General features: G+C 44.8%; 20 protein-coding genes. 11 read left to right on the forward strand and 9 right to left on the reverse strand.

Annotated elements, in window-relative coordinates; translation table 11 throughout:
- Window positions 1–2: 2 nt before the first annotated feature.
- The 6 genes from ATG71_RS06975 to ATG71_RS07000 all read right to left on the reverse strand — a co-directional run bounded on the left by ATG71_RS06975 (window position 3) and on the right by ATG71_RS07000 (window position 6,926).
- The gene (locus ATG71_RS06975) at window positions 3–794 is read right to left on the reverse strand and encodes an SDR family oxidoreductase (protein ID WP_098438991.1); all 792 of its coding nucleotides are present in this window, start codon (window positions 792–794) and stop codon (window positions 3–5) included.
- 15 nt (window positions 795–809) lie between these two features.
- On the reverse strand, window positions 810–2,975 hold the full coding sequence (locus ATG71_RS06980) for a TRAP transporter permease (RefSeq protein ID WP_286162943.1): 2,166 nt from the start codon (window positions 2,973–2,975) through the stop codon (window positions 810–812).
- Window positions 2,976–2,987: 12 nt separating this feature from the next.
- Window positions 2,988–3,398 (reverse strand): DUF1850 domain-containing protein, encoded by a 411-nt coding sequence (locus tag ATG71_RS06985; RefSeq protein ID WP_218925517.1) that lies wholly within the window; start codon window positions 3,396–3,398, stop codon window positions 2,988–2,990.
- 105 nt (window positions 3,399–3,503) lie between these two features.
- Window positions 3,504–4,505 carry a TAXI family TRAP transporter solute-binding subunit gene (locus tag ATG71_RS06990; RefSeq protein WP_098438994.1) on the reverse strand — a complete coding sequence of 334 codons (1,002 nt, stop codon included), beginning with the start codon at window positions 4,503–4,505 and terminating at the stop codon, window positions 3,504–3,506.
- Window positions 4,506–4,639: 134 nt separating this feature from the next.
- Window positions 4,640–5,332, reverse strand: coding sequence for a response regulator (locus ATG71_RS06995; protein WP_098438995.1), 693 nt, complete (start codon window positions 5,330–5,332; stop codon window positions 4,640–4,642).
- Window positions 5,316–6,926: an ATP-binding protein gene (locus tag ATG71_RS07000; RefSeq protein ID WP_098438996.1), complete on the reverse strand. Its 1,611-nt coding sequence runs from the start codon at window positions 6,924–6,926 to the stop codon at window positions 5,316–5,318. Before ATG71_RS07000 ends, ATG71_RS06995 begins: the two co-directional genes overlap by 17 nt.
- A gap of 75 nt (window positions 6,927–7,001) precedes the next feature.
- On the opposite strand from ATG71_RS07000, the gene ATG71_RS07005 reads away from it, so the two are divergent.
- A complete protein-coding gene (locus ATG71_RS07005; RefSeq protein ID WP_098438997.1) occupies window positions 7,002–8,057 on the forward strand; it encodes a DctP family TRAP transporter solute-binding subunit in 1,056 nt (351 codons plus the stop codon).
- Here the strand turns inward: ATG71_RS07005 and ATG71_RS07010 are convergent.
- Window positions 8,029–8,208 carry a hypothetical protein gene (locus ATG71_RS07010; protein ID WP_098438998.1) on the reverse strand — a complete coding sequence of 60 codons (180 nt, stop codon included), beginning with the start codon at window positions 8,206–8,208 and terminating at the stop codon, window positions 8,029–8,031. The genes ATG71_RS07005 and ATG71_RS07010 overlap by 29 nt on opposite strands.
- Window positions 8,209–8,381: 173 nt before the next feature.
- Here ATG71_RS07010 and ATG71_RS07015 point away from each other — a divergent pair, with 173 nt between their 5' ends.
- The 6 genes from ATG71_RS07015 (at window position 8,382) to ATG71_RS23690 (ending at window position 12,729) form a co-directional block, all read left to right on the forward strand.
- Window positions 8,382–9,308 (forward strand): manganese-dependent inorganic pyrophosphatase, encoded by a 927-nt coding sequence (locus ATG71_RS07015; protein ID WP_098438999.1) that lies wholly within the window; start codon window positions 8,382–8,384, stop codon window positions 9,306–9,308.
- Between the two features lie 66 nt (window positions 9,309–9,374).
- Window positions 9,375–9,761 (forward strand): SMU1112c/YaeR family gloxylase I-like metalloprotein, encoded by a 387-nt coding sequence (gene gloA2, locus ATG71_RS07020; protein ID WP_098439000.1) that lies wholly within the window; start codon window positions 9,375–9,377, stop codon window positions 9,759–9,761.
- Window positions 9,762–10,182: 421 nt separating this feature from the next.
- Entirely contained in the window at window positions 10,183–11,079 is an 897-nt protein-coding gene (locus tag ATG71_RS07025) for a helix-turn-helix domain-containing protein (protein WP_098439001.1), read from the forward strand.
- An 18-nt stretch (window positions 11,080–11,097) separates the two neighbouring features.
- Entirely contained in the window at window positions 11,098–11,982 is an 885-nt protein-coding gene (locus tag ATG71_RS07030; protein WP_098439002.1) for a helix-turn-helix domain-containing protein, read from the forward strand.
- Window positions 11,983–12,049: 67 nt separating this feature from the next.
- Window positions 12,050–12,511: a hypothetical protein gene (locus ATG71_RS07035; RefSeq protein WP_098439003.1), complete on the forward strand. Its 462-nt coding sequence runs from the start codon at window positions 12,050–12,052 to the stop codon at window positions 12,509–12,511.
- Between the two features lie 89 nt (window positions 12,512–12,600).
- Entirely contained in the window at window positions 12,601–12,729 is a 129-nt protein-coding gene (locus tag ATG71_RS23690) for a hypothetical protein (protein ID WP_286162944.1), read from the forward strand.
- 102 nt (window positions 12,730–12,831) lie between these two features.
- On the opposite strand, the gene murB is transcribed toward ATG71_RS23690, so the two are convergent.
- Together murB and ATG71_RS07045 are read right to left on the reverse strand one after the other, a co-directional pair.
- The gene (murB, locus tag ATG71_RS07040) at window positions 12,832–13,752 is read right to left on the reverse strand and encodes a UDP-N-acetylmuramate dehydrogenase (RefSeq protein WP_098439004.1); all 921 of its coding nucleotides are present in this window, start codon (window positions 13,750–13,752) and stop codon (window positions 12,832–12,834) included.
- 188 nt (window positions 13,753–13,940) lie between these two features.
- The gene (locus ATG71_RS07045) at window positions 13,941–16,001 is read right to left on the reverse strand and encodes a bifunctional 2',3'-cyclic-nucleotide 2'-phosphodiesterase/3'-nucleotidase (RefSeq protein ID WP_483295301.1); all 2,061 of its coding nucleotides are present in this window, start codon (window positions 15,999–16,001) and stop codon (window positions 13,941–13,943) included.
- A gap of 252 nt (window positions 16,002–16,253) precedes the next feature.
- On the opposite strand from ATG71_RS07045, the gene ATG71_RS07050 reads away from it, so the two are divergent.
- The 4 genes from ATG71_RS07050 to ATG71_RS07065 all read left to right on the forward strand — a co-directional run bounded on the left by ATG71_RS07050 (window position 16,254) and on the right by ATG71_RS07065 (window position 20,520).
- On the forward strand, window positions 16,254–17,156 hold the full coding sequence (locus ATG71_RS07050; RefSeq protein ID WP_098439005.1) for a DMT family transporter: 903 nt from the start codon (window positions 16,254–16,256) through the stop codon (window positions 17,154–17,156).
- A 213-nt stretch (window positions 17,157–17,369) separates the two neighbouring features.
- Window positions 17,370–18,221, forward strand: coding sequence for a DegV family protein (locus tag ATG71_RS07055; RefSeq protein ID WP_098439006.1), 852 nt, complete (start codon window positions 17,370–17,372; stop codon window positions 18,219–18,221).
- 123 nt (window positions 18,222–18,344) lie between these two features.
- Window positions 18,345–19,829: an ATP-dependent helicase ComFA gene (locus ATG71_RS07060; RefSeq protein WP_098439007.1), complete on the forward strand. Its 1,485-nt coding sequence runs from the start codon at window positions 18,345–18,347 to the stop codon at window positions 19,827–19,829.
- Window positions 19,819–20,520 (forward strand): ComFC family protein, encoded by a 702-nt coding sequence (locus ATG71_RS07065; protein ID WP_098439008.1) that lies wholly within the window; start codon window positions 19,819–19,821, stop codon window positions 20,518–20,520. Before ATG71_RS07060 ends, ATG71_RS07065 begins: the two co-directional genes overlap by 11 nt.
- Window positions 20,521–20,544 lie beyond the last annotated feature (24 nt).

Below are 20,544 nucleotides of genomic sequence, written 5' to 3' on the forward strand. Positions count from 1 at the left end.
GTTTATAATGCTGTGACCATTCCACCATCAACGACCAATGATTGTCCGGTTAAATAAGTGTTCGCGTCAGAGACTAAGAAAGCAATCACCCTGGCAAACTCATCCGGCTCACCATATCGTCCCAGGGGAATCGCTTTTTCACTCATATTTCTCAACTCGTCAACGGTCATATTCCGCTTCTCAGCGTTTAGTTGATCCAGTTCCGCCACCCGGTCTGTTGCAATTCTTCCGGGACCGACCGTGTTGATGAGAATATGATCCTGGGCGAGTTCCCTTGATAAGCTTTTAGATAACCCGACCATTCCGGTCCTGAACGTGTTGGAAAGAATCAGGCCGTCAATGGACTGCTTCGTGGAAGAAGAGGCGATATTCACGATCCGCCCACCATTATTCCTTTTCATATGAGGAATGACCTCTCGAATCGTTCGAATATAGCTGAGTAGGTTCAATTCAAAGGCATACTGCCAATCATCATCTTCGAAGTTTTGAAATCCTCCCGCTGGTGGACCGCCCGTATTATTGATGAGAATATCCAGTCCACCCAGTTTCGATACCGCTGTTTCAACAAGGGAGCGGATATCGTCCGGTTTCGTCATATCACATGTCGTGTAATGAATGTCCTGATTCCCTGCTAAGTTCATGATTTCATTTGCGGTCTTCTGAAGCTCTTCTTCATTTCTGCTGGAAATAAGCACACGGGCTCCTTCTTTGGCCAGTTCCAGTGCCGTGGCTTTTCCTAACCCTTTACTTGATGCGGTCACGATGACTGTTTTATTTTTTAATCCGAAATCCATTTCCATTCACCTCATTTAATTGGGAATATTAATCTCTTTATTCATCGGTTTACCCTTACCCTGGTAGTTCCAAAACAGTACAAAGACGAATACGACAAAACCTATGATGTCTGTCACCCAGCCTGGATAAATCAGGAGAAAGGCTGCAACTGCACTGATGAGACGCAGGTTGATAGGGAACTTTTTCTTGAAATAGCCTTCAATGGCCACGGATAACAGAAATACGCCGATCACAGATGTAAGAGTGAGCGTGATGATGCTTGTAACCGTAGCGTCGACCATCAGCATTTCATGGGAAAATACAAACATAAATGGAACGATGAATCCGGCTATGGCGAGCCTCATCGCCTGGAACCCGGTCTTTGTCGGGTCCCCGCCGCTGATTCCCGCTCCGGCAAAGGCTGCCAATGCGACAGGAGGCGTGATGTTCGCAAAAATCCCGAAATAGAACACAAACATATGAGCGACAAATACGGCCGTTTCCGTCGAGCCGGCCAATTCACGGAACAGGGGCAGCTGTAAAAGAATCGGTGCTGCCATCGTACTTGTGATGATATATGTCGGGATACTCGGCAGTCCCATGCCCAGCACGATGGACGTCACCATCGTCAGCAATAACGTAATCACGAGCTGTAGAAGAGGGCTGTCGATCATTTCACCGATCCCAACAATACTGTTGGCGAGTTCCAGGGCAACTCCAGTCAGTGAAGCCACTCCTACCACAATCCCCACGGCACCGCAGGCAACGGCAACAGGAATAGTCGTTTTTGCCCCTTCTTCCAATGCCTGAACGCAATCCTTCAATCCAATCTCTTCAGCTTCCAAGTTTCTGGATTTTCTAAATAGATTGATCAGCAGGGGAATCACAACAACCAACAGGAGCTCCCACCATCCGTTTTTCAAAGGAGGAATCCCTTCTCCGGATAGAAGACCATTCACTTGTGGTTGAAACACAAAGAATACCCCGAGTAAAGTCGATAAGGCGAGAACCTGCTTTGATCCTGAAATGATGATCGTAGCTAAAATGGACCAAAAGGCAGCGTAGAATGGTGTTTTTCCTGAAAACAATAAGTAGAGAAGAATCACCATCGGAATGATTAAATGTCCGCGCTCTGCCAAAACGGCTTTCACGGATGGAAGTTCCGATTTCGGTACTCCATTCAACCCCCGCTTGGATGCTCTGAAGTGCACCTGAAGCAGGATCCCGATGTAGAATAAGAGGGCAGGGATGATACCCGCCAGAATCACCTTCGTATAAGGGATATTAAGATTTTCAGCCATAATGAAGGCAGCGGCACCCATGATCGGCGGGAGGATCTGCCCTCCCACACTTGCTGCTGATTCGACAGCTCCTGCAAATTCTTTCTTGTAGCCGATCTTTTTCATCAAGGGAATGGTAAAGGCACCTGTCGTCACGACATTGGCAACGGCTGATCCATTAATGGAACCGAGGAACCCGCTGGCAATGACGGCAACTTTAGCGGGACCACCTTTCGTATGACCGGCAACAGCCAAGGCCAGATCGTTAAATAATTTCCCCATTCCGGACCGGCTTAGGAATGCGCCGAACAGGATGAAAAGAATGATATAGCTTGCAGATACACCAATAGCGGTACCGAGGATCCCTTCTGTAATATAGACAAGTTGGGAAATCATCTTTTTGGTTACGGTCAGCGTGATCTGCGAATTCAATTCAGGGTAGATCGACAGTTTCACATAGAGGCCATATAGTAAGAATCCCAGTGCCAGGAGGGTCAATCCCCACCCGGTCACACGCCTGGTCAATTCCAGAAGCAGGACGATGACAAGGATCCCGATGTAGAAATCCATATCGTTGATCTGCCCGCCTGTGCGGATGATGCGTTCTGCACTGAATAACATATAAATGCCGACAATCAAGGATAATCCACTTAAGATATAGTCATAAAACGGAACCGATTGATCTTTCTTTTTACTAACAAAGGGGTATAGGATGAAGCCGATCGCCATCAGTCCATATAAGTGAATGCTTCGCTGTTTCACATCGACCAATGCTCCTGCATAGGACGTGTATAAATGGAAGAGGGCAATCCCGGCGGCCAATACTAAAAGGAATAGACCGATCACCTTTGGGTACTTGCTCCTCGTATTGCCTTCCCGGTCCAACTCTTCCACTGATGTATTCTTCTGATTACTCATCATGAGTCACCTCGCTTAATCTTTAACAATCATATAAATCACTTTATACAGAGGGACGGACCTCACCGATAATTGGTAGGACACTTGGGGTTCAAGGGAAGTGGTCCGTCCGTTCACTCGAATGCGGTGATTCGTCCCCTTGCCTGTTTGAAAACGCAATGAGCTCCCGATCGTTTGATGGATCCCCGTCATATACACCCAGCCGTCTTTGATATACGTATCATCTCCTGCGTGGTCAGGGACGCCTGCTCCAAACGTTTTGAAACGGGTCGATGTCAGCAAAATGGTTCCCTTTTGAATATGAAAGAATTCTTCCCAATCTTCTTTTTCAACCGAATGGGTCCAGCGTATGGAAACGTCCTTCTCTTCTAAAAAGGGCTGAACGATTATGTTTTGCTTTTCATAGGATAAAATCAATGTGTTCATCGGGACGAAAGCGGAAAGGGTGAGAAGGAAAAAAATAAAGATAACCAGTATTCTCTTTTTCATGGATAGAAAGAAGAGGGCACCAGGATTGATGCCCTTTCTGTTTTATTCCAGTAATCCTTTTTCTTCATAAAACTTTTTCGCCCCTGGGTGAAGGGGAGCTATGAGGCCCTTCGCCATCTCGTCCCGGTCGACTTCTTTTAGGGGTGCCACTGCCACTGCATCCGTTCCTAAGTAATCGTAGTAGCGCTTTGTCAAATCGTATACGGTATCTTCACTTACATCTTTTGAAACGATCAGCATATTTTGAATCCCGACGGTTTCCACTTTAGTATCCAGGTTGTATTTTGCTTCGTCACCGGAATCAATGGTGAACGTTTTGTAGAAAGGATATTTCTTCATCAGCTTATCAGCAAGGTCTCCTTTGATTTCGACAAACGATACATCATTTTGCTGCATAAGGTCTGTAATATTACTGTTTGGTACTCCAGATGTGAAGAATGCAGCATCCAAGGTGCCATTCTTCATTTCCTGCACGGAATCCGCATAGCCGGTGTGAGTCACCTTTTCAAGATCATCATACGTGAGGCCGGCAGCTTCCAATACTTTCTTTGCGCTCTGCTCCACACCGGAACCTACCTGTCCGACACCGACTTTCTTACCCTTTAAATCTTCAATACTCTTAATACCGCTATCAGACATCGCGACTACCTGCACCACGTTCTGGTACATGCCAGCCATTGCTTGAACGTCTACTTTATTGCCGTCGAACTGTCCTTTTCCTTCAACGGCATCATATGCCACGTCACTCATGACGATGGCCATTTGATTTAAACCGTCCGTGATGTTCTGGATGTTGGCAACAGATGCACCAGTCGATTCTACCGTTACATTTCCGATGGAATCACTTTCCTCAAAAATGGGCTTTAACGATCCCCCGATTGCATAATAAGCACCTGATGTCCCACCTGTCCCAAATACTACTGATTGGCTGGAAGAACCACCCTCACTGCTTGAACCGTCTCCACTTGTCCCGTCACTTCCGCATGCAGCAAGTAGGATGGAGACGATGGCTATCATTGAAATCCACTTTAATTTTTTCATCATTTCGTCCTCCTTTTATTTACCTATTTAATATGGTAACGCTTACATATTGAAATGAGAATATTTAGAACTTAAAGGTCGTTTTGGTCTTTTTGGTCTTTTTAATCTGAACAAAAAAACGGATAAGGCCAAGTGCCTTATCCGTTTTTCCACTGATAGCGATTGACCGGTCTCCCAATCCCGCCATATTCAATCATGATGTGAACCTGATCTGATTTCTGGAGGTAATCTAAGTATCTGCGAGCAGTCACCCTTGCAATCCCGATTCCTTCAGCCGTCTCTTCAGCGGAAAGGGGGGTGGATTGGCCGGAAAGAAATTGAACGATTTGCTGAAGGGTCTGCGCGTTCAGCCCTTTTGGCAAATCCACATGATGTTTGTCAGCAGAAGTAGGATGTCCTCCTTGAAGCTGATCGATCTCACGCTGTCCGATCATTCCTTCTCCTGATATCTGCTGTTTAAATGACCGATATTTCTCCAGGGCCTGCTTCAACCGCTCAAACTTGAAAGGCTTGATGATGTAATCAACGACTCCCAATCTCATCATATCCCGGATGGTTTCTTTATCCTGTGCGGCAGATATGACGATGACATCCACGTCCGTGCCCTGCTGTCGAAAAGCCTGTAAGGTTTCGATTCCGGTTTGTCTGGGCATGAAATTATCCAGGAGGACAAGGTCAGGTTGAAAAGAGGAGACCTTTTCTGCGCCTTCCTGTCCGTTGCCGGCAATGGCGCACACCGTAAATCCCGGTACCCGTTCAATGAACATACGATTCACCTCTTGAACCATCGGGTCATCCTCAATGAGCAGAACGTTAATTGGTTTCGTCATCTGTGTTCCCTCCATTCATGGGAAAGGCAAGCTGAAATACCGTTCCTTCCCCTGGGGTTGATTTTACTTGTATATGACCGTTCGATTTATTCACAATACTGTGGATTAAGTAGAGCCCGATTCCCGATCCGTCTTTTCCTTTGGTCGTGTATCCATGTTGAAATAACTGTGGCATCTGTTCTTTTGATATCCCGATTCCATTGTCTTCTATCTCGATATGGAACGTATCCGGATCTTCTTTCAAATAGACGTGGACGGACTTTGATTCTTCCGTTGTGTCCTTTAACGCGTATAAACTATTTTCGATCAGGTTTCCCAGGAGGATGACAAAATCATGTTCATCCAGAAGGGGAGGAAGGAAGGTTAGGTAACTATCGGGATCAATCTGTACCTCAATTCCCAGTTCCCGTCCACGCCTGATTTTACCCAACAGCAGCCCGGTCAACCGATCAAGCTTGATCCGCTCGGTTAAGAAGGAGGAGAGATCCTCCTCTTCCCTGGAAGAGTGAAAAATATAATCGAGAGCTTTGGCGTTTTCTTCAAGTTGAATCAGTCCGGCGACGGTATGTAATGCATTCTGATGTTCATGGTTTTGTACTCGTAATGCTTCGACGAACTCCTTGACCCCCGTCAGCTCCTCTGCAAGCCTTGTCATCTCTGTCCGATCCTGGAACACGGCAACTGCCCCTACAATATCTTCATTTACCAAAATCGGTACCCTTGAATGAAGGATGATCCTGTTGTTTAACGTCATCTCTTCATGATAGACAGGTTCCCTGGTTATCAGAACGTCTGGCAGCTTAAAAGAAGGGAGGACTTCATGAATGGACTTTCCGGTCGGATTCCCCTTAATGAGTAATATTTCTTTCGCCTTTTCATTAAACACGGTTAGTCTCTGTTGATTATCAATGGCGATGATTCCTTCATTCATGGCTTGGAATGTTGCGGTGCGTTCCACAAGAAGCTTCCCGATTTCATGGGGTTCAAGCTGAAAGGTGTCTTTCTTGATTTGTCCCGCAAGCAACCAAGAGCCCATCATGCCGAATAAAAGGGTGATGGCTCCTATGATGATCAATTCACTCTTTAGATTGCTCATAATATCGAAGGTGGAAGGGAGAAGGATGCCTACTACAACCACACCGATTTGTTGGTGATCCGTGTTCATGACAGGCACGAACCCTCTCACAGCCGTGCCGAGGTCACCTTTGGCCGTTGAGACATAACTATGTTCCGCAAAGGCCGGGCCTTCATCCTTACCGGCGGATATGGTGCCGAGCTGCTCTTCGGATGGATGGGAATAGCGGATACGATTCATATTGAGTACGACAATATAGTCCGATCCATTTACGGTTCGGATGTTTTCGACCACGGGCTGAATGTCCTTCCATCCAAGGGAGTCTTCCAGGTGGCTTTGAACGGTGGGGAGATTGGCTACGGTCCTCGCCGTGATGAGGGCCTGATTCCCTAATTCCTCTTTTTTCATCTCGATCGCTTTTCCGACAAAAATAATGAATCCAATCAATAGGGCAAATAAGACAACCCCAAAGGATAATATCGTCATTTTCCAGCGAATGGGCATTTGTTTTCGATTCATTCTGAATATTCCTTCCTCTTTGTTCAAAGTTATTGTACCATTTTTAATAGAATCTGAAAGAGGAGGGTTCGAAAGATGAGAACCTTTTTGTTCATTGGCCTCTTTATCCTGACAGGGATGGTGACCGCCTATGTGGTTGGGTTTCAAACACGGGATGGATTTTCTGCAGAATATGACGATGATCAGGAAAAAATGAAGGATCAAATCGTCATCAAGGTGAGTCATGTCGTGTCGGAAAACACCCCTAAAGGAAAAGCAGTCAGGCGATTTCAAGAGCTTGTAGAAGAAAATACCGGGGGAAAAGTAAAGGTGGAAATCTATCCGAACGGCTCCCTGTATTCGGATATCAGTGAATGGAATGCCCTTAAGAATAATAATGTGCAGATGATCATTCCGGCCACATCCAAAGTATCGCAGTATGTTCCTGAGTTCGGACTATTTGATTTACCTTTTGCCTTCAATAGCTACAGTCAGGTACAACAAGCTTTTGAAGGAAGGATTGGAGAGATACTACTAGAAAAAGCAGAAAAGCGTGAACACGTAAAAGGTGTCACCTTTTGGTATAACGGATTTAAACAAATAACGAATAATCAGCGTCCTTTACTAACCCCAGATGATTTTAACCGTCTACACTTTCGCACGATGCCAAGTGAAGTCATAAAGAAACAATATCAAATGATGGGGGCGGCTGTAAGTAATCTCCCTTTTAATAAAACCTATGAAAATCTCGAGGTCGGCTTTATTGATGGACAGGAAAATACGATATCCAATATATACTCCAAGAAGCTCTATGATCATCAAGCCTACCTCACTGTCAGCAACCATTCATACTTGGGTTATGTGGTTCTAATGAATGAAGAGTTTTGGAATGAGTTACCCGAAGAGTACCAGGTAGAAATCAATGATGCGATGATCCAAACCACAGACTGGATCCGACGGCATTCCATTGAAATGAATGATGAGCAAATGCGAGAATTGAAGAGAAACACCGATTTGGATATTCATATTCTGCTGAATTCAGAGAAAGAAGAGTGGAAAGAGAAACTGGCTCCTTTGTATGATGAATATGAAGATGTGTTTGGGGAGGAATTGATGGGGGAGATTAGTGAAATAAACGGCAGACGTCGGTAAATGTCTGTTGTTGGTTTTCTTCGAGTACTGTCATTCTAGATTCGAGCTTACCCATACGGTTTTCTATTTTGGTCATTCGTTCGTTCATGTTGTTTTCAAAACGAGTCATTTGTCCTTGAAGTTCTCTTATGGCTTGTAAAATCTGATCCATCGTATTTTCACCTCCTTCTACTTATTCTAACACAGAATTTGGGAATATTACCTTCACAATCACTGGAAAAATCTTTTCCGGACATACGGTTTTGCTTTTAAATATGGTAATATAAGAAAATGTAAAGAGAGATAACAAACGAACCATATTACATAGAGTTAGGAGAATGATCAATGAGTAAAACACTAATTTTCGGACACAAAAACCCGGACACGGATACGATCACATCGGCACTGGTTTATGCTGATTTGAAATCAAAAATCGGGATGGACGTAGAGCCGGTTCGTCTAGGTGAAGTTAACGGTGAAACCCAGTATGCCCTTGATTACTTTAAAGTCGAAGCACCACGTTTGGTAGAAAAGGTTGCGGCTGAGACGGATACGGTCATCCTGGTTGACCACAATGAGCGCCAGCAAAGTGCCGAGGACATCGAAGAAGTACGCGTTCTTGAAGTCATCGATCATCACCGCATCGCGAACTTTGAAACGGCAGATCCCCTGTACTACCGTGCTGAGCCGGTTGGCTGTACGGCAACGATCTTAAACAAGATCTATAAGGAAAAAGGGGTAGAGGTCACGAAGGAAATGGCTGGACTGATGCTTTCAGCGATCATCTCTGATTCCCTATTGTTCAAATCACCAACATGCACAGACGAAGATGTTGCGGCTGCAAATGAACTGGCTGAAATCGCGGGCGTCGACCCACAGGTATACGGCTTGGAAATGCTTAAAGCAGGAGCGAATATGAGCACGAAATCAGTCGCTGAACTTGTGACCCTTGATGCGAAAGAATTCTCCATGGGTAACGCGAAAGTGGAAGTGGCACAAATCAACGTTGTTGATACGAATGACGTATTCGGACGTCAGGTAGAAGTCGAAGCGGCCATGGAAACAATGATCAAGGAAAAAGGACTGGATCTATTCCTTCTTGTCGTAACGGACATCCTGGAAAACGACTCAACGGCCCTTGCCCTTGGGAGCAAAACGGCTGAAGTGGAGAAAGCGTTCAACGTCACACTCCAAAACAACACGGCTCTATTAAAAGGCGTGGTATCCCGTAAGAAGCAAATCGTACCTGTGTTGACGGATGCGATGAAATAAGGGGAAATTGGAAGGGGCAGTCTTTTGGCTGCTTCTTTTTTATACCAACAAAGGGAGAGCTCCAACATGAACTTCAAAAAAATCCACCACATCGCCATCATCTGCTCAGACTACACCAAATCGAAAGACTTTTACGTCAACAAACTCGGTTTAGATATAAAGCAGGAAATATACCGGGAAGAAAGAGATTCTTATAAGCTCGATCTCGCGTTGAACGGAGAATATATCATTGAACTGTTCTCATTCCCTGAGGCCCCGGCGCGGCCGAGTTATCCGGAAGCACGGGGGCTGCGCCATTTAGCCTTTGAAGTGGAGGATATAGAGGGTGCGGTAGAGGCACTGAATCAAAAAGGTATTAAAGCAGAGGAAATAAGAATAGATCCTTATACGGATAAAAAATTCACGTTTTTCGAAGATCCCGATGGACTGCCGTTGGAGCTCTATGAAATCTGATAGAGCTCCGTCCCTCAAAAAAAAGAGCACTTCCCACAAGGAGAAGTGCTGTCCAAAGGTATTGTAATTTGTCGTTAGGTTTATTTAATCATATATCGATTTTTGAAGGATTGGGGATACGGCACGATTATCATTGAAAAACAGTGGGGTTCCTAGGGAATTTCCGTTGTTTTATACATAATTATAAAAATATTAATATTTACGATATTGTTAAGAGGGAATAAAAAAAGAGCACTTCCCACCAGGAGAAGTGCCATCAAAAGGTATTGTAATTTGTCGTTAAGACCATTAAAACATAGATTCAGAATGCATGTATTGGCGGCATAGGTTCCTGAGAAAGAATAGATGAGGATTATCCTAAAAAAACTGCCTGTTTTCTGATAAAATATTAAAATATTAATATTTTTAAGGAGGTGGACTTGTGGACTATTCAGTCATCGGGAAAAAGATAAAGGAATTGAGGAAAGTCGTCGGTTTGACTCAGGGAGAACTGGCAGAAGGAATATGTACCCAGGCTCTGATCAGCAGGATAGAGAAGGGGGATATCTATCCGAGCGCCACGTCTCTCTATCAAATTTCAAAGAAGCTTGGTGTCGATGTAAACTACTTTTTTGAGATTGGGCTGACTCCCCGCCTGGATTATGTGAGAGAGGTTGAACGGCAACTAAAGAAGCTGAGAGTGAAATTGAAATATGATGAAATCCTTGAGATTGTCAAAACCGAAGAGAAGAATCCGTTATTTCTAAAAGACGAAACCAATCTTCAACTTCTCTACTGGCATAAAGGAATCTATGTGAATGAGGTCGAAAAAAATAAAGACGAGGCTCTGATCATATTAGAGAGGGCCCTCTCACTGACATATAATCAGAAAAAGGCGATGTCAGAGCGTGAAATGAATATCATGATCAGTATGGGGATTCTGGAATTCAGCCGACGCAACCATGAACGGGCTTTAGAGATCTACGAAGACGTCAATGCCGCTTTGACTTACAATGACCAGCTTAGTGATAAGTCCATTAAAACACGACTGTTGTATAATATCGCGAGGGTACTGACGAGACTTGGAAAGTATCGTGAATCCACCAGGTATTGTGAAGAAGGCATTCGCTGGATCATAGAAGAAGAAAATTTATATGGCTTCGCTCAATTGAATTATCATATCGGATATAACTTGGAACTGGAAGAGAAATACGGAGAGGCTTTACCTTACCTCGTTAAAGCTGCTTTGTTGTTCGACATTCAATATAATACAACGTTATCTACTTTTATCGAAGGGAAGATAGAAGAACTGAAAGAAAAGATGAGTCAGAATTTTTAGAGATAGGGGGGCTGGGGCGTGGATTACTCCATCATTGGTAAAAAGATAAAGGAGTTACGCCAGGGAGTGGATATTACTCAAGGCGAGCTGGCAGAAGGAATATGTACACAGGCACTGATCAGCCGGATTGAAAAAGGGGAAACCGATCCCAATGCCACTGCACTTTATCAAATCTCGAAAAGGCTTGGTGTGGATGTGAATTATTTCTTTGAAATAGGAACCACACCCCGTCTGGACTATGTAAAAGAAGTTGAACGTCAATTGCGTCAGTTAAGAAAAAAACATCTATATAAAGAAATGATCGAAATGGTGAAGGCCGAGGAGCATAATCCACTTTTTCAGCAAAAGGAAAACCTTCAGCTCCTTTATTGGCACAAAGGAATCTACCTATTTGAAGTGGAACGGAAATCGGAAGAAGGACTTTCATTATTAAGGAATGCCCTCTCCCTTACATCAGAAGGGAAAAAGGCTCTGTCAGAGCGTGAAATGGAGATTCTTCTGACGATTGGGGGATTTTATGTCGGGATGGAGGATTATTTAGAAGCTCTCAACTATTATAATCAAGTAAGAGATGCCGTAAGGACCAACAGGCAATTGAACGATAAATCCATAAAAACCCGATTGCTCTATAATGTTGCCAGGGCATTGACTCGACTAGGCAGATACGAAGAATCAATCGACCATTGCAGAGAAGGAATAAAATGGTGTATCGAAGAAGAACACTTATATGGTTTTGCACAGCTTCATTATCATATCGGTTATAATTTCGAGCTGGAAGGCAAGATTGAACAGGCCTTATCCTATATTGATACATCCATATTATTATTTGAATCACTTAAGAATCATGAGCACACTGCATTTTTAACAAAGAAAAAAGAAGAATTATCTTTAAAATTGATGTGATGAGATTCTCTTTCATACATTCAACATGTCCCTCATAAGATGAACTGTAGGTGAGGGGTGTGGATGTATGAGAAGGAAAAGCCCGGTTCCTCTGATGATCGGTGCAGTCGGGGCAATCATCCTGTTGATCGCTCTGTTCACATTTATCGGAAAAAGCCAGGAACCAGATACACCTGAAGAAGTGATCAAAGAGTTTTATGACTTCGAAAAAGATGGGGACTTCGGCAATGCGTGGGAGCTATTTCACTCGGAGATGAAGAACAAATTTCCTAAATCCTCCTATATCCAAACGAAAAATCATGTATTCATGGGGCATATGGGGGTGGATGAGTTTGATGTGGAAGTAGGGAGCATAGAAAAGGTGAAGGAGTTTACATTTAATGACGAAGGGCTTCAGTTCAAAAACGTCAGGAAAGCGGAAGTGAATATGTATTTCGATAGCCAATTCGGAGAGCTGGTGATTGCTCAAACGTGTTATGTAGCGATTGAAGAGGACGAATGGAGGATTTTGTGGAATTATAATTTCTGAGCGGAGGGAAAATTTTTTAATGGAATTGGTTTTATCTGGTGTGTGCTGGGTAAAAAGAAACTAATTATTTATAAAGGAGGGCATTAGCTTTGTCACTGCTCTATTTTAAGGCTCGTGAAGCCTATGAACTGGATGCGAAAGTATCTCAATCCCAGATTACACGATTGAGGGAATACCGCAGAACCAAGCCCGCCCCTGTTGCCAAAAAGAATGGCTAAAGGATCCTTTTTGAAACGTACCCTGCTCAGTCTAAATTCGTTTAGACTGTTTTTTTTGTTTACATATAAAAAGTCGGAAATCCACTGATTCCCGACTCTTCATTATTCCAGGTCTTCCCCGATGATACGGACTTCCCGCTCAAGCTCGACATCAAACTTTTCTTTCACCGTCTTCTGAACATGTTCAATCAGTGAAATATAATCAGTTGCCGTTGCGTTGTCTTTATTCACAATGAAGCCGGCATGTTTGGTGGATACTTCTGCACCGCCGAAGTTCGTACCTTGAAGTTCGCTGTCCTGAATCAATTTCCCTGCGAAATATCCAGGAGGACGTTTAAAGACACTCCCACATGATGGATATTCAAGGGGCTGCTTGGACTCCCGTTTGTCCGTTAAATCATCCATGATGGCCTTGATGTCTTCATAAACCCCGGGCTGCAGACTGAACGTCGCCTCCAGGACGATATCCCCTTTTTCAGAGATGTTACTGTGCCGGTAATCAAGCTCAAGTTCTGACGCTGTCCGTTTCACAAGGTTTCCTTCACGATCGACGACATGGCAGTAATCAAGGACATCCTTGATCTCTCCACCGTACGCCCCTGCGTTCATGAACAGGGCACCGCCTACCGTACCCGGAATGCCGCAAGCAAACTCCAGTCCAGATAACTGCTCGGCTAACGCACGCCTCGACACATCGATGATGGCCGCGCCGCTTTGAGCGACAATCTGCTGATCCGTTGCTTTAATGTCCTTGAAGTTCTTTAAGTGAAGGACGATGCCGCGAATTCCGCCATCCTTCACGATCAAATTCGAGCCGTTTCCGAGTAGCGTAAAGGGCACATCTACTTTATTCGAAAGCTTCACGATGTTTTGAACTTCTTCATAAGTGGTCGGGGTAAGAAAGAAGTCTGCTCTTCCCCCGAGCTTCGTATACAAATGATCTCTTAACAATTCGTCACGCTTAATATTGTCCGAATGCATGACCTTCGTTAATTCTTCAAACACTTTTTCTTTATTATACATTCTATATCAGTCCTATAAAGTAATTTTCATCTCTTCACTATTCAATCCTACCCCACCATTATATGACGAAAACCCATGAAAGTTAAATGGTTTCAGTTGGGAGTGGTGAATATCCGTCTATTGGAGGAATATCATCCTCCATAAATAAGAAAAAGAACCCCCGAATTGGAGGTTCCTGGAATTGCCCGTTATTTTAAGAGATTAGCCACATTCGAGATGAGGTTTGTGATGAACCCGCGGTTTTCTTTCATTTCCTGTCCGGGATTCGTTCCATCGCTTTCTTTCAGTTTGATCGAATACTTACCGAACCCACTGTCCTTTTCCCCGAGGAACTTATACTTTCTCGCATCCTTGATGTAATTCTGGGCTTTCAGGGACGTTTCGAAAACGATATTCGTATTACCTTTCACAGGGGTAAACGACCAGTTCCCATCCGCTTCCGGATCGATGGTCTTTTTATCCATGATGTAATCAATGATCACGTTCCGATTCTCATCTGGTGATTTCACAATAATTTCTGAGTTTTTCACACCAGGAAATTTTCCGCTTGCACGATAGTTATTGGTGGCCACGATGAACTTCTGGTTAGGATCGATGGATTTTCCATTAAACTTTAGGTTTTTGATGCGGCTTGAGTCTTTGTTTACAAGAGCGCCTTCAGCATCGTATTTAGAAGGCTGGGTCACATCGATTTCATAGGTGACGCCGTCAATCACGTCAAAGTTATAGGAGCGGTAGTCACCATTCACAAGATTTTGTTCTTCTGATGTAGAAGGGTCGATTTGATTGAACTGACCCGCAGACATTTCAAGCCATTCTTTCACGTCGGCACCTGTAAGCAGTACGGCTTGAAGCGTGTTTGGATAAAGGTACAGGTCAGATACGTTCTTGATGGCGATTTCACCTGCCGGGATGTCTGTATAATAATCAGGATTCGCTCGTGTACCCGCTTTAAACGGGGCACCTGCAGATAGAACAGGGATGCCGTCATATTCAGTCCCTTTGATATACTTTTCAACATACCATTTCTGTGCGTTTGTCACGATTTGAACGGAAGGATCATCACTGACAAGAGCGAAATAACTATTGATTGGAGAAGTTGTTTCCCCGACTGCACTGCGGACCCATTCAATCGTCGCCTCATGCTCTTCTTTCACTGCGTCGAGGATGCTTTGGTCAGCCTCAACAGCAGGCGTTCCGTCTGGATTCAGGATAGAGCGGGTGGTAGCCTGGGTATTCGTCACATCCCATTTTCCATCTTTCAATTCCAGTTCAAGGTCAACGAGTCCGAGATGATCTCCCCAGGAACCAGGCATGACTGATCCGACGCCGTTGATCGTTCCTTTCTTCACGTCTACCCCTTCAATCCTGCTATACGAATCAGAAGGGAAGACCCCGTGAGAATGGCCGAACAAAATCGCGTTGATTCCATCTACTTTAGAAAGGTCATACGTTGCGTTCTCCTCCATGCCTTCCTGTGTGACGTTACCGATACCCGAGTGAGGGATCGCGACAATCACATCAGCGCCGTCAGCCTTCATTTGAGGGACGAACTTGTTCGCAGTCTCAATGATGTCTTTGGCAACGACTTTTCCTTCAAGGTTCCCTTTATCCCACTGCATGATCTGTGGAGGGACGAAACCGATGACGCCGACTTTGATTGCATGCTCTTCACCGTCTTCATCGACTACCGTGCGATCAAGGATTTCATACGGTTTAAAATAGTTTTTATCATTGTCTGGATTCCCGTCTTTATCATCTACATACACATTGGCATTCACATATGGAAAGTTGGAGCCTTTTAATGATGTACCGAGGAAATCAAGACCATAGTTGAACTCATGATTCCCGACATTCCCGGCATCATAGTCCAGCAGATTCATCGCTTTGTAGACAGGGTGGATTTCCCCATCTTGAAGCGGGTCTTCTTTTGCTACATAATCTCCAAGTGGATTTCCCTGGATCAGATCTCCATTATCGAACAATAATGAGTTCTGTGATTCAGCTCGTGCCTGTTTAATGAGGGTAGCCGTTTTGGCGAGTCCGTATTTATCTGTCACTGTATCTTGATAGTAATCATAGTTTGCGAGGTTCACGTGGATGTCGGTTGTTTCAAGTATACGAAGCTTTACAATATCTTTGTCCATGACTTCAGCATAAGTAATGGAAGGAGTGGCTTGAGGAATCAGAAGGCCAAGGGCTAATGCGCTACCAGCTATGACTTTTTTCTTATTGGATGTGTTTTTCAAAAGAATCGCTCCTATTTATGTAGTTAATTGTCAAACAATTACATGCTAGCATATCAACATGAAATAAAAATGGTGTAAAAGTATGATTTATTTGAAAAATGTAAAAGTTATGTAAAGACCTGGTAGCCCGTAAATTGCTGGTTTATTTTTGAGGGGTAATAAGATAGGATAGAACATATAAAAAGTATGCTATAACATCTATTCATCTACTAAAGTATACATTTCGGAAACAGAAGAGAGGAGGGAGCCAGTTTGGCACGATTATACACGGCTCTAATCGGCTTAAGCCTGATCTGGGGTATGTCTTTCGTTTTTATAAAATGGTTGGTGGAACCGGCAGGAGTGTGGGGGACGGTGTTTTTACGATGCCTGGCAGGGGCCCTCGTGCTTCTTCCGATCTTTTTCATACAGAGGAAAAGAGAAGGGAAGAAACCACTTCCGCTATGGAAACTCCTCGTTGTGGGAATCGGCAATGCTGCCCTTCCCTGGACCCTGATCGCCTTAAGTGAAACGCAAATCAACAGCAATACCGCGTCCATCCTGAACGCGACTACTCCGATTTGGACAGGGTTGGTTGGATTTTTATTCTTCTCCGTTGTGTTGACGGGATTTCAATGGATCGGGATCGCGGTCGGTTTCATCGGCATCCTGGTGCTCATGAACTTTGAAGTGAGCGGCATTTTCTCGTCTGATTTTGTCGGGGTGGGAACGATGGTACTGGCCACGATGAGCTACGCCTTTGCTTCCCAGTTCACGAAAAAATACCTGGCAGGAACCAGTGTAGTCGTCATCTCCACCTTTCAGCTGTTGATCGGGGCTGCGGTGGGGTTTGTCGGCATGATGGTCACGGATCCCATCTCTGTCGGTGATTTGGCGACAGGAGAGGTCATCCTCGGCATTTTAGGACTGGGCTGCCTCGGTTCGGGTGTAGCAACACTCCTGTATTTCTACATCATGACCAACGGGAGCCCCGAATTTGCCTCGACTGTGACGTACCTGATACCGGGTACGGCGATGATCTGGGGATTCGTGCTTCTTAGGGAACCAGTGACCCACAATCTCATTTTGGGCTTGCTGATCATATTCGCAGGGGTATTCCTATCGTCCCGAAAATCCAAGAAAATCATCACATCCCTGCCGGCAGGGACGAGGTAAGACCTTTAAACAAACGTTTGATTAGTATGTTGAATCCCTTGTCCCACAAGGGGTGAGCGTACCAGTCAAACGTTTGTTTAGTTTCCGGCCACCGAAACTCCCCAGAAACTAATGCAAACCAACTTATTTTCATATAAAATGAGTAAGATACATAAGGTAGACTAACGCATAGCAAAGGCTATTAAAAATAAAACATAAGGATGGTAATTCTATATGAAAACGGCAATTGTAACGGATAGTACCGCCTACATCCCGAAAGAATTGCGTGATCGACTCAACATACATATGATTCCTCTCAGCGTCATTTTCGGAGGAGAAACCTATCAAGAAGAAGTTGATATTACGGCAAGCGAATTTTACGAAGAAGTCAGCATCCAGGAAAAGCTTCCTACCACTTCACAGCCCCCGGTCGGACAATTCGTCGAGCTATTCGAGAAACTTTCCAAGGACTACGATGCCGTCATTTCCATTCACCTGTCCAGTGGAATCAGCGGTACCTATCAAGGTGCCGTGCAGGCAGGTGAAATGGTCAAAAGCATTAAAGTATATCCCTATGACTCTGAAATCAGCTGCATGATCCAAGGCTTTTACGCCATCGAAGGGGCCAACCTTGCCCGGGAAGGAAAAACGGCTGAAGAAATCGTCGGGTTATTGGATGAAATGAAGAAATCCGTACAGGCCTACTTCATGGTCGATGACCTCGCCCACCTGCAGCGGGGAGGACGGTTATCCCAAGCACAGGCCATCATCGGGAGCCTGTTACAGGTAAAACCACTGCTGCACTTCGTGGACAAAGTCATTGTTCCATTTGAAAAAATCCGCACGAAAAAGAAAGCGTTGAAGCGGGTAGAAGGAATGCTTGAAGAAGCGGTAGCGTCCGGCGAAGCCTATCAAGCTTCCATCATCCACGCCAATCGGGAAGAAGAAGCGATTGAATGGAAAAACGAGCTTCAGGAGAAGTATCCGAACGTGGAATTCAATGTGAGTTACTTTGGTCCGGTCATCGGGACTCATTTAGGTGAAGGATCGATGGGGATGGGCTGGGCTCGGAAGATGAGTGAGTAGTGATCAAGATTCACGGTGTCAGGCACGATACGAACGTTTCGTGCCTGGCACCATTTTTTAATAGGAAGGATTTTCAACCTCCAATGTAGAATAAAACACTATCCAACAAAAGGAGTGATGCAGTTGCGTTTTGCTTTAATGAATCACAGGTTAATCCCTGAGCCTCTTTTAAAAGAACCACACCCCCTTCTCCAAAAAATCTCAGAATACACTTCTATTCCGCCACAACCAATCAATCCACCCTTTCCATTTTCATCAGAACTGCAATCCTATCTAAGTGGAAGGTCTTTATTAGTAGAAGAGTTTCCATTTTCAATTCATACCCTCCATGAGCATTATTTGAATGGCTATGTTTCTTATGAAAAGGGTGTGGACAAGGGTCAGTGTCATCGTTGTGGAAATAATAAACCTCATCTATTTGCAACCTTCAATTGTTCCAGATGCCACACCGGATGCACCTACTGCCGGAATTGCATCATGATGGGGAGGGTGTCTGAGTGCACGCCGCTCATAAGGTGGAATGGTCCCGAACCGGAGTCTCCACCGGTAACGTTCGAATGGTCCGGTACCCTTTCAGAGGCGCAAAAAGCAGCCTCGGAACAAATGATATCTGCCGTTCAAGCCAACAACGATCTCCTCGTCTGGGCTGTTTGTGGAGCCGGAAAGACCGAGGTTCTCTTTGAAGGAATATATGAAGCGCTGCAACAGAATAAACGAGTCTGCATTGCCGCACCCCGTACCGATGTCATCCTGGAACTGTCTCCCCGCCTCAAAAAAGTCTTTCCTCAAACAGGGATCACCACCCTGTACGGTGGCTCCGAGGAACGACATAGCTATGGTCAACTGGTTCTCTCTACTACCCATCAACTCTACAGGTACAAAGAAGCCTTCGATGTCATGATCATAGACGAAGTCGACGCGTTTCCCTATTCCTACGATTCCTCCCTGCAAGGGGCAGTAGAAAAAGCCCGGAAGCCCCAATCGTCCATCATTTACTTGACGGCAACCCCGGATCAGAAAACGCAACAGGAATGTGTCCGGGGAAAAAGAAACTTCATTGGAATACCGGCCCGTTTCCACCGGCATCCGATTCCCCTTCCCAAGTTTGTCTGGTGCGGACTCTGGAAAAAATCCCTGAAGAAAAATCGAATTCCCCCTGTACTGAAAAAATGGACCTTATTAAGGCTCCAGCAATCCAAACAAGCCCTGATTTTCTTCCCCACCGTCGACCTTATGGAAAAGGCCCTGCCTCTATTTCAAGACATGCATCCTCTCATAGAATCGGTTCATGCCGAAGATCCTAAACGAAAAGAAAAAGTAATGAGTATGAGACAGGGAGAAATTCCGATTTTACTTACGACTACCATTTTAGAACGTGGTGTAACAATCCCAAACATTGATGTAGCCGTCCTTGGAGCAGAAGAGAAGATTTTCACCGAAAGTGCACTCGTTCAAATCGCCGGCAGGGTGGGAAGGAGCGCTGACTACCCAACGGGGGATATCGTGTATTTTCATTATGGCCGCACAAGGGACATGATCAAGGCGCTTCTTCATATCGACAAAATGAATAAGGAAGCGGGGAAAAGGGGGTTGCTTCATGGTCACTGACTGTTTGAATTGTAGTACCCGAGTAGAAGAGGTGTGGTCATGGAGGGGATTATTCTACAGGGAAACCCAATTTCTGTGTCAGGAATGTGAGAGTCAGTTGGAGAAGATAGAAGGGGAGCGATGCAGGGGATGTTCCCGTTCAATGGAGGCATTGCCTTCCAATCTTGTAAAAGAAGAGATCTGCCTGGACTGCCACCGGTGGGAAATGGATCCGGGGTGGAAGGGAATTCTCCATAATAACGATTCATTGTATCACTATAATAATTTCCTAAAAGAATACTTGGCCAAATACAAATACCGGGGGGATTACGCGTTGTCCAAAGCCTTCTCGAATACTATTAAATCCTATCTCGCAAAAATAGAATATGACCATATCATCCCTATTCCCCTCAGCGATGAAAGATTTTATGAGAGAGGGTTCAATCAATCTACCGCTCTTCTGGAAGAATCAGAGGTCCGTCCCTCACATATCCTCACGCGTTTGCATTCTGAAAAGCAGTCGAAGAAGACGCGTGCTGAGCGTCTTCGGCAGGTGCAGGTTTTTCAGTTGGGGGAGTGTGATGTGAAAGGCAAATCGGTTCTGCTGTTTGATGATATTTATACGACGGGGACGACGTTGAGGCAGGCGGCGAAGTTACTGAAGGAAGCGGGGGCTGGCGAGGTTTCTTCACTGACTCTCGCGAGGGGTTAAACCAATCCCCCTTTCTGCCGATAT

Source organism: Bacillus sp. es.034, assembly GCF_002563655.1.
Lineage (GTDB): Bacteria > Bacillota > Bacilli > Bacillales > Bacillaceae_B > Rossellomorea.

Bases quoted from the DNA above. Each gene is read 5' to 3' on its own strand.
- ATG71_RS07010 (WP_098438998.1), bottom strand. From the start codon at position 8,208: ATGGATCAGATTTTACAAGCCATAAGAGAACTTCAAGGACAAATGACT.
- ATG71_RS06985 (WP_218925517.1), bottom strand. From the start codon at position 3,398: ATGAACACATTGATTTTATCCTATGAAAAGCAAAACATAATCGTTCAG.
- ATG71_RS07015 (WP_098438999.1), top strand. From the start codon at position 8,382: ATGAGTAAAACACTAATTTTCGGACACAAAAACCCGGACACGGATACG.
- ATG71_RS07065 (WP_098439008.1), top strand. From the start codon at position 19,819: ATGGTCACTGACTGTTTGAATTGTAGTACCCGAGTAGAAGAGGTGTGG.
- murB (WP_098439004.1), bottom strand. From the start codon at position 13,752: ATGTATAATAAAGAAAAAGTGTTTGAAGAATTAACGAAGGTCATGCAT.
- ATG71_RS07035 (WP_098439003.1), top strand. From the start codon at position 12,050: ATGAGAAGGAAAAGCCCGGTTCCTCTGATGATCGGTGCAGTCGGGGCA.
- ATG71_RS06980 (WP_286162943.1), bottom strand. From the start codon at position 2,975: ATGATGAGTAATCAGAAGAATACATCAGTGGAAGAGTTGGACCGGGAA.
- ATG71_RS06995 (WP_098438995.1), bottom strand. From the start codon at position 5,332: ATGACGAAACCAATTAACGTTCTGCTCATTGAGGATGACCCGATGGTT.
- ATG71_RS06975 (WP_098438991.1), bottom strand. From the start codon at position 794: ATGGATTTCGGATTAAAAAATAAAACAGTCATCGTGACCGCATCAAGT.
- gloA2 (WP_098439000.1), top strand. From the start codon at position 9,375: ATGAACTTCAAAAAAATCCACCACATCGCCATCATCTGCTCAGACTAC.
- ATG71_RS07005 (WP_098438997.1), top strand. From the start codon at position 7,002: ATGAGAACCTTTTTGTTCATTGGCCTCTTTATCCTGACAGGGATGGTG.
- ATG71_RS06990 (WP_098438994.1), bottom strand. From the start codon at position 4,505: ATGATGAAAAAATTAAAGTGGATTTCAATGATAGCCATCGTCTCCATC.
- ATG71_RS07055 (WP_098439006.1), top strand. From the start codon at position 17,370: ATGAAAACGGCAATTGTAACGGATAGTACCGCCTACATCCCGAAAGAA.
- ATG71_RS07000 (WP_098438996.1), bottom strand. From the start codon at position 6,926: ATGAATCGAAAACAAATGCCCATTCGCTGGAAAATGACGATATTATCC.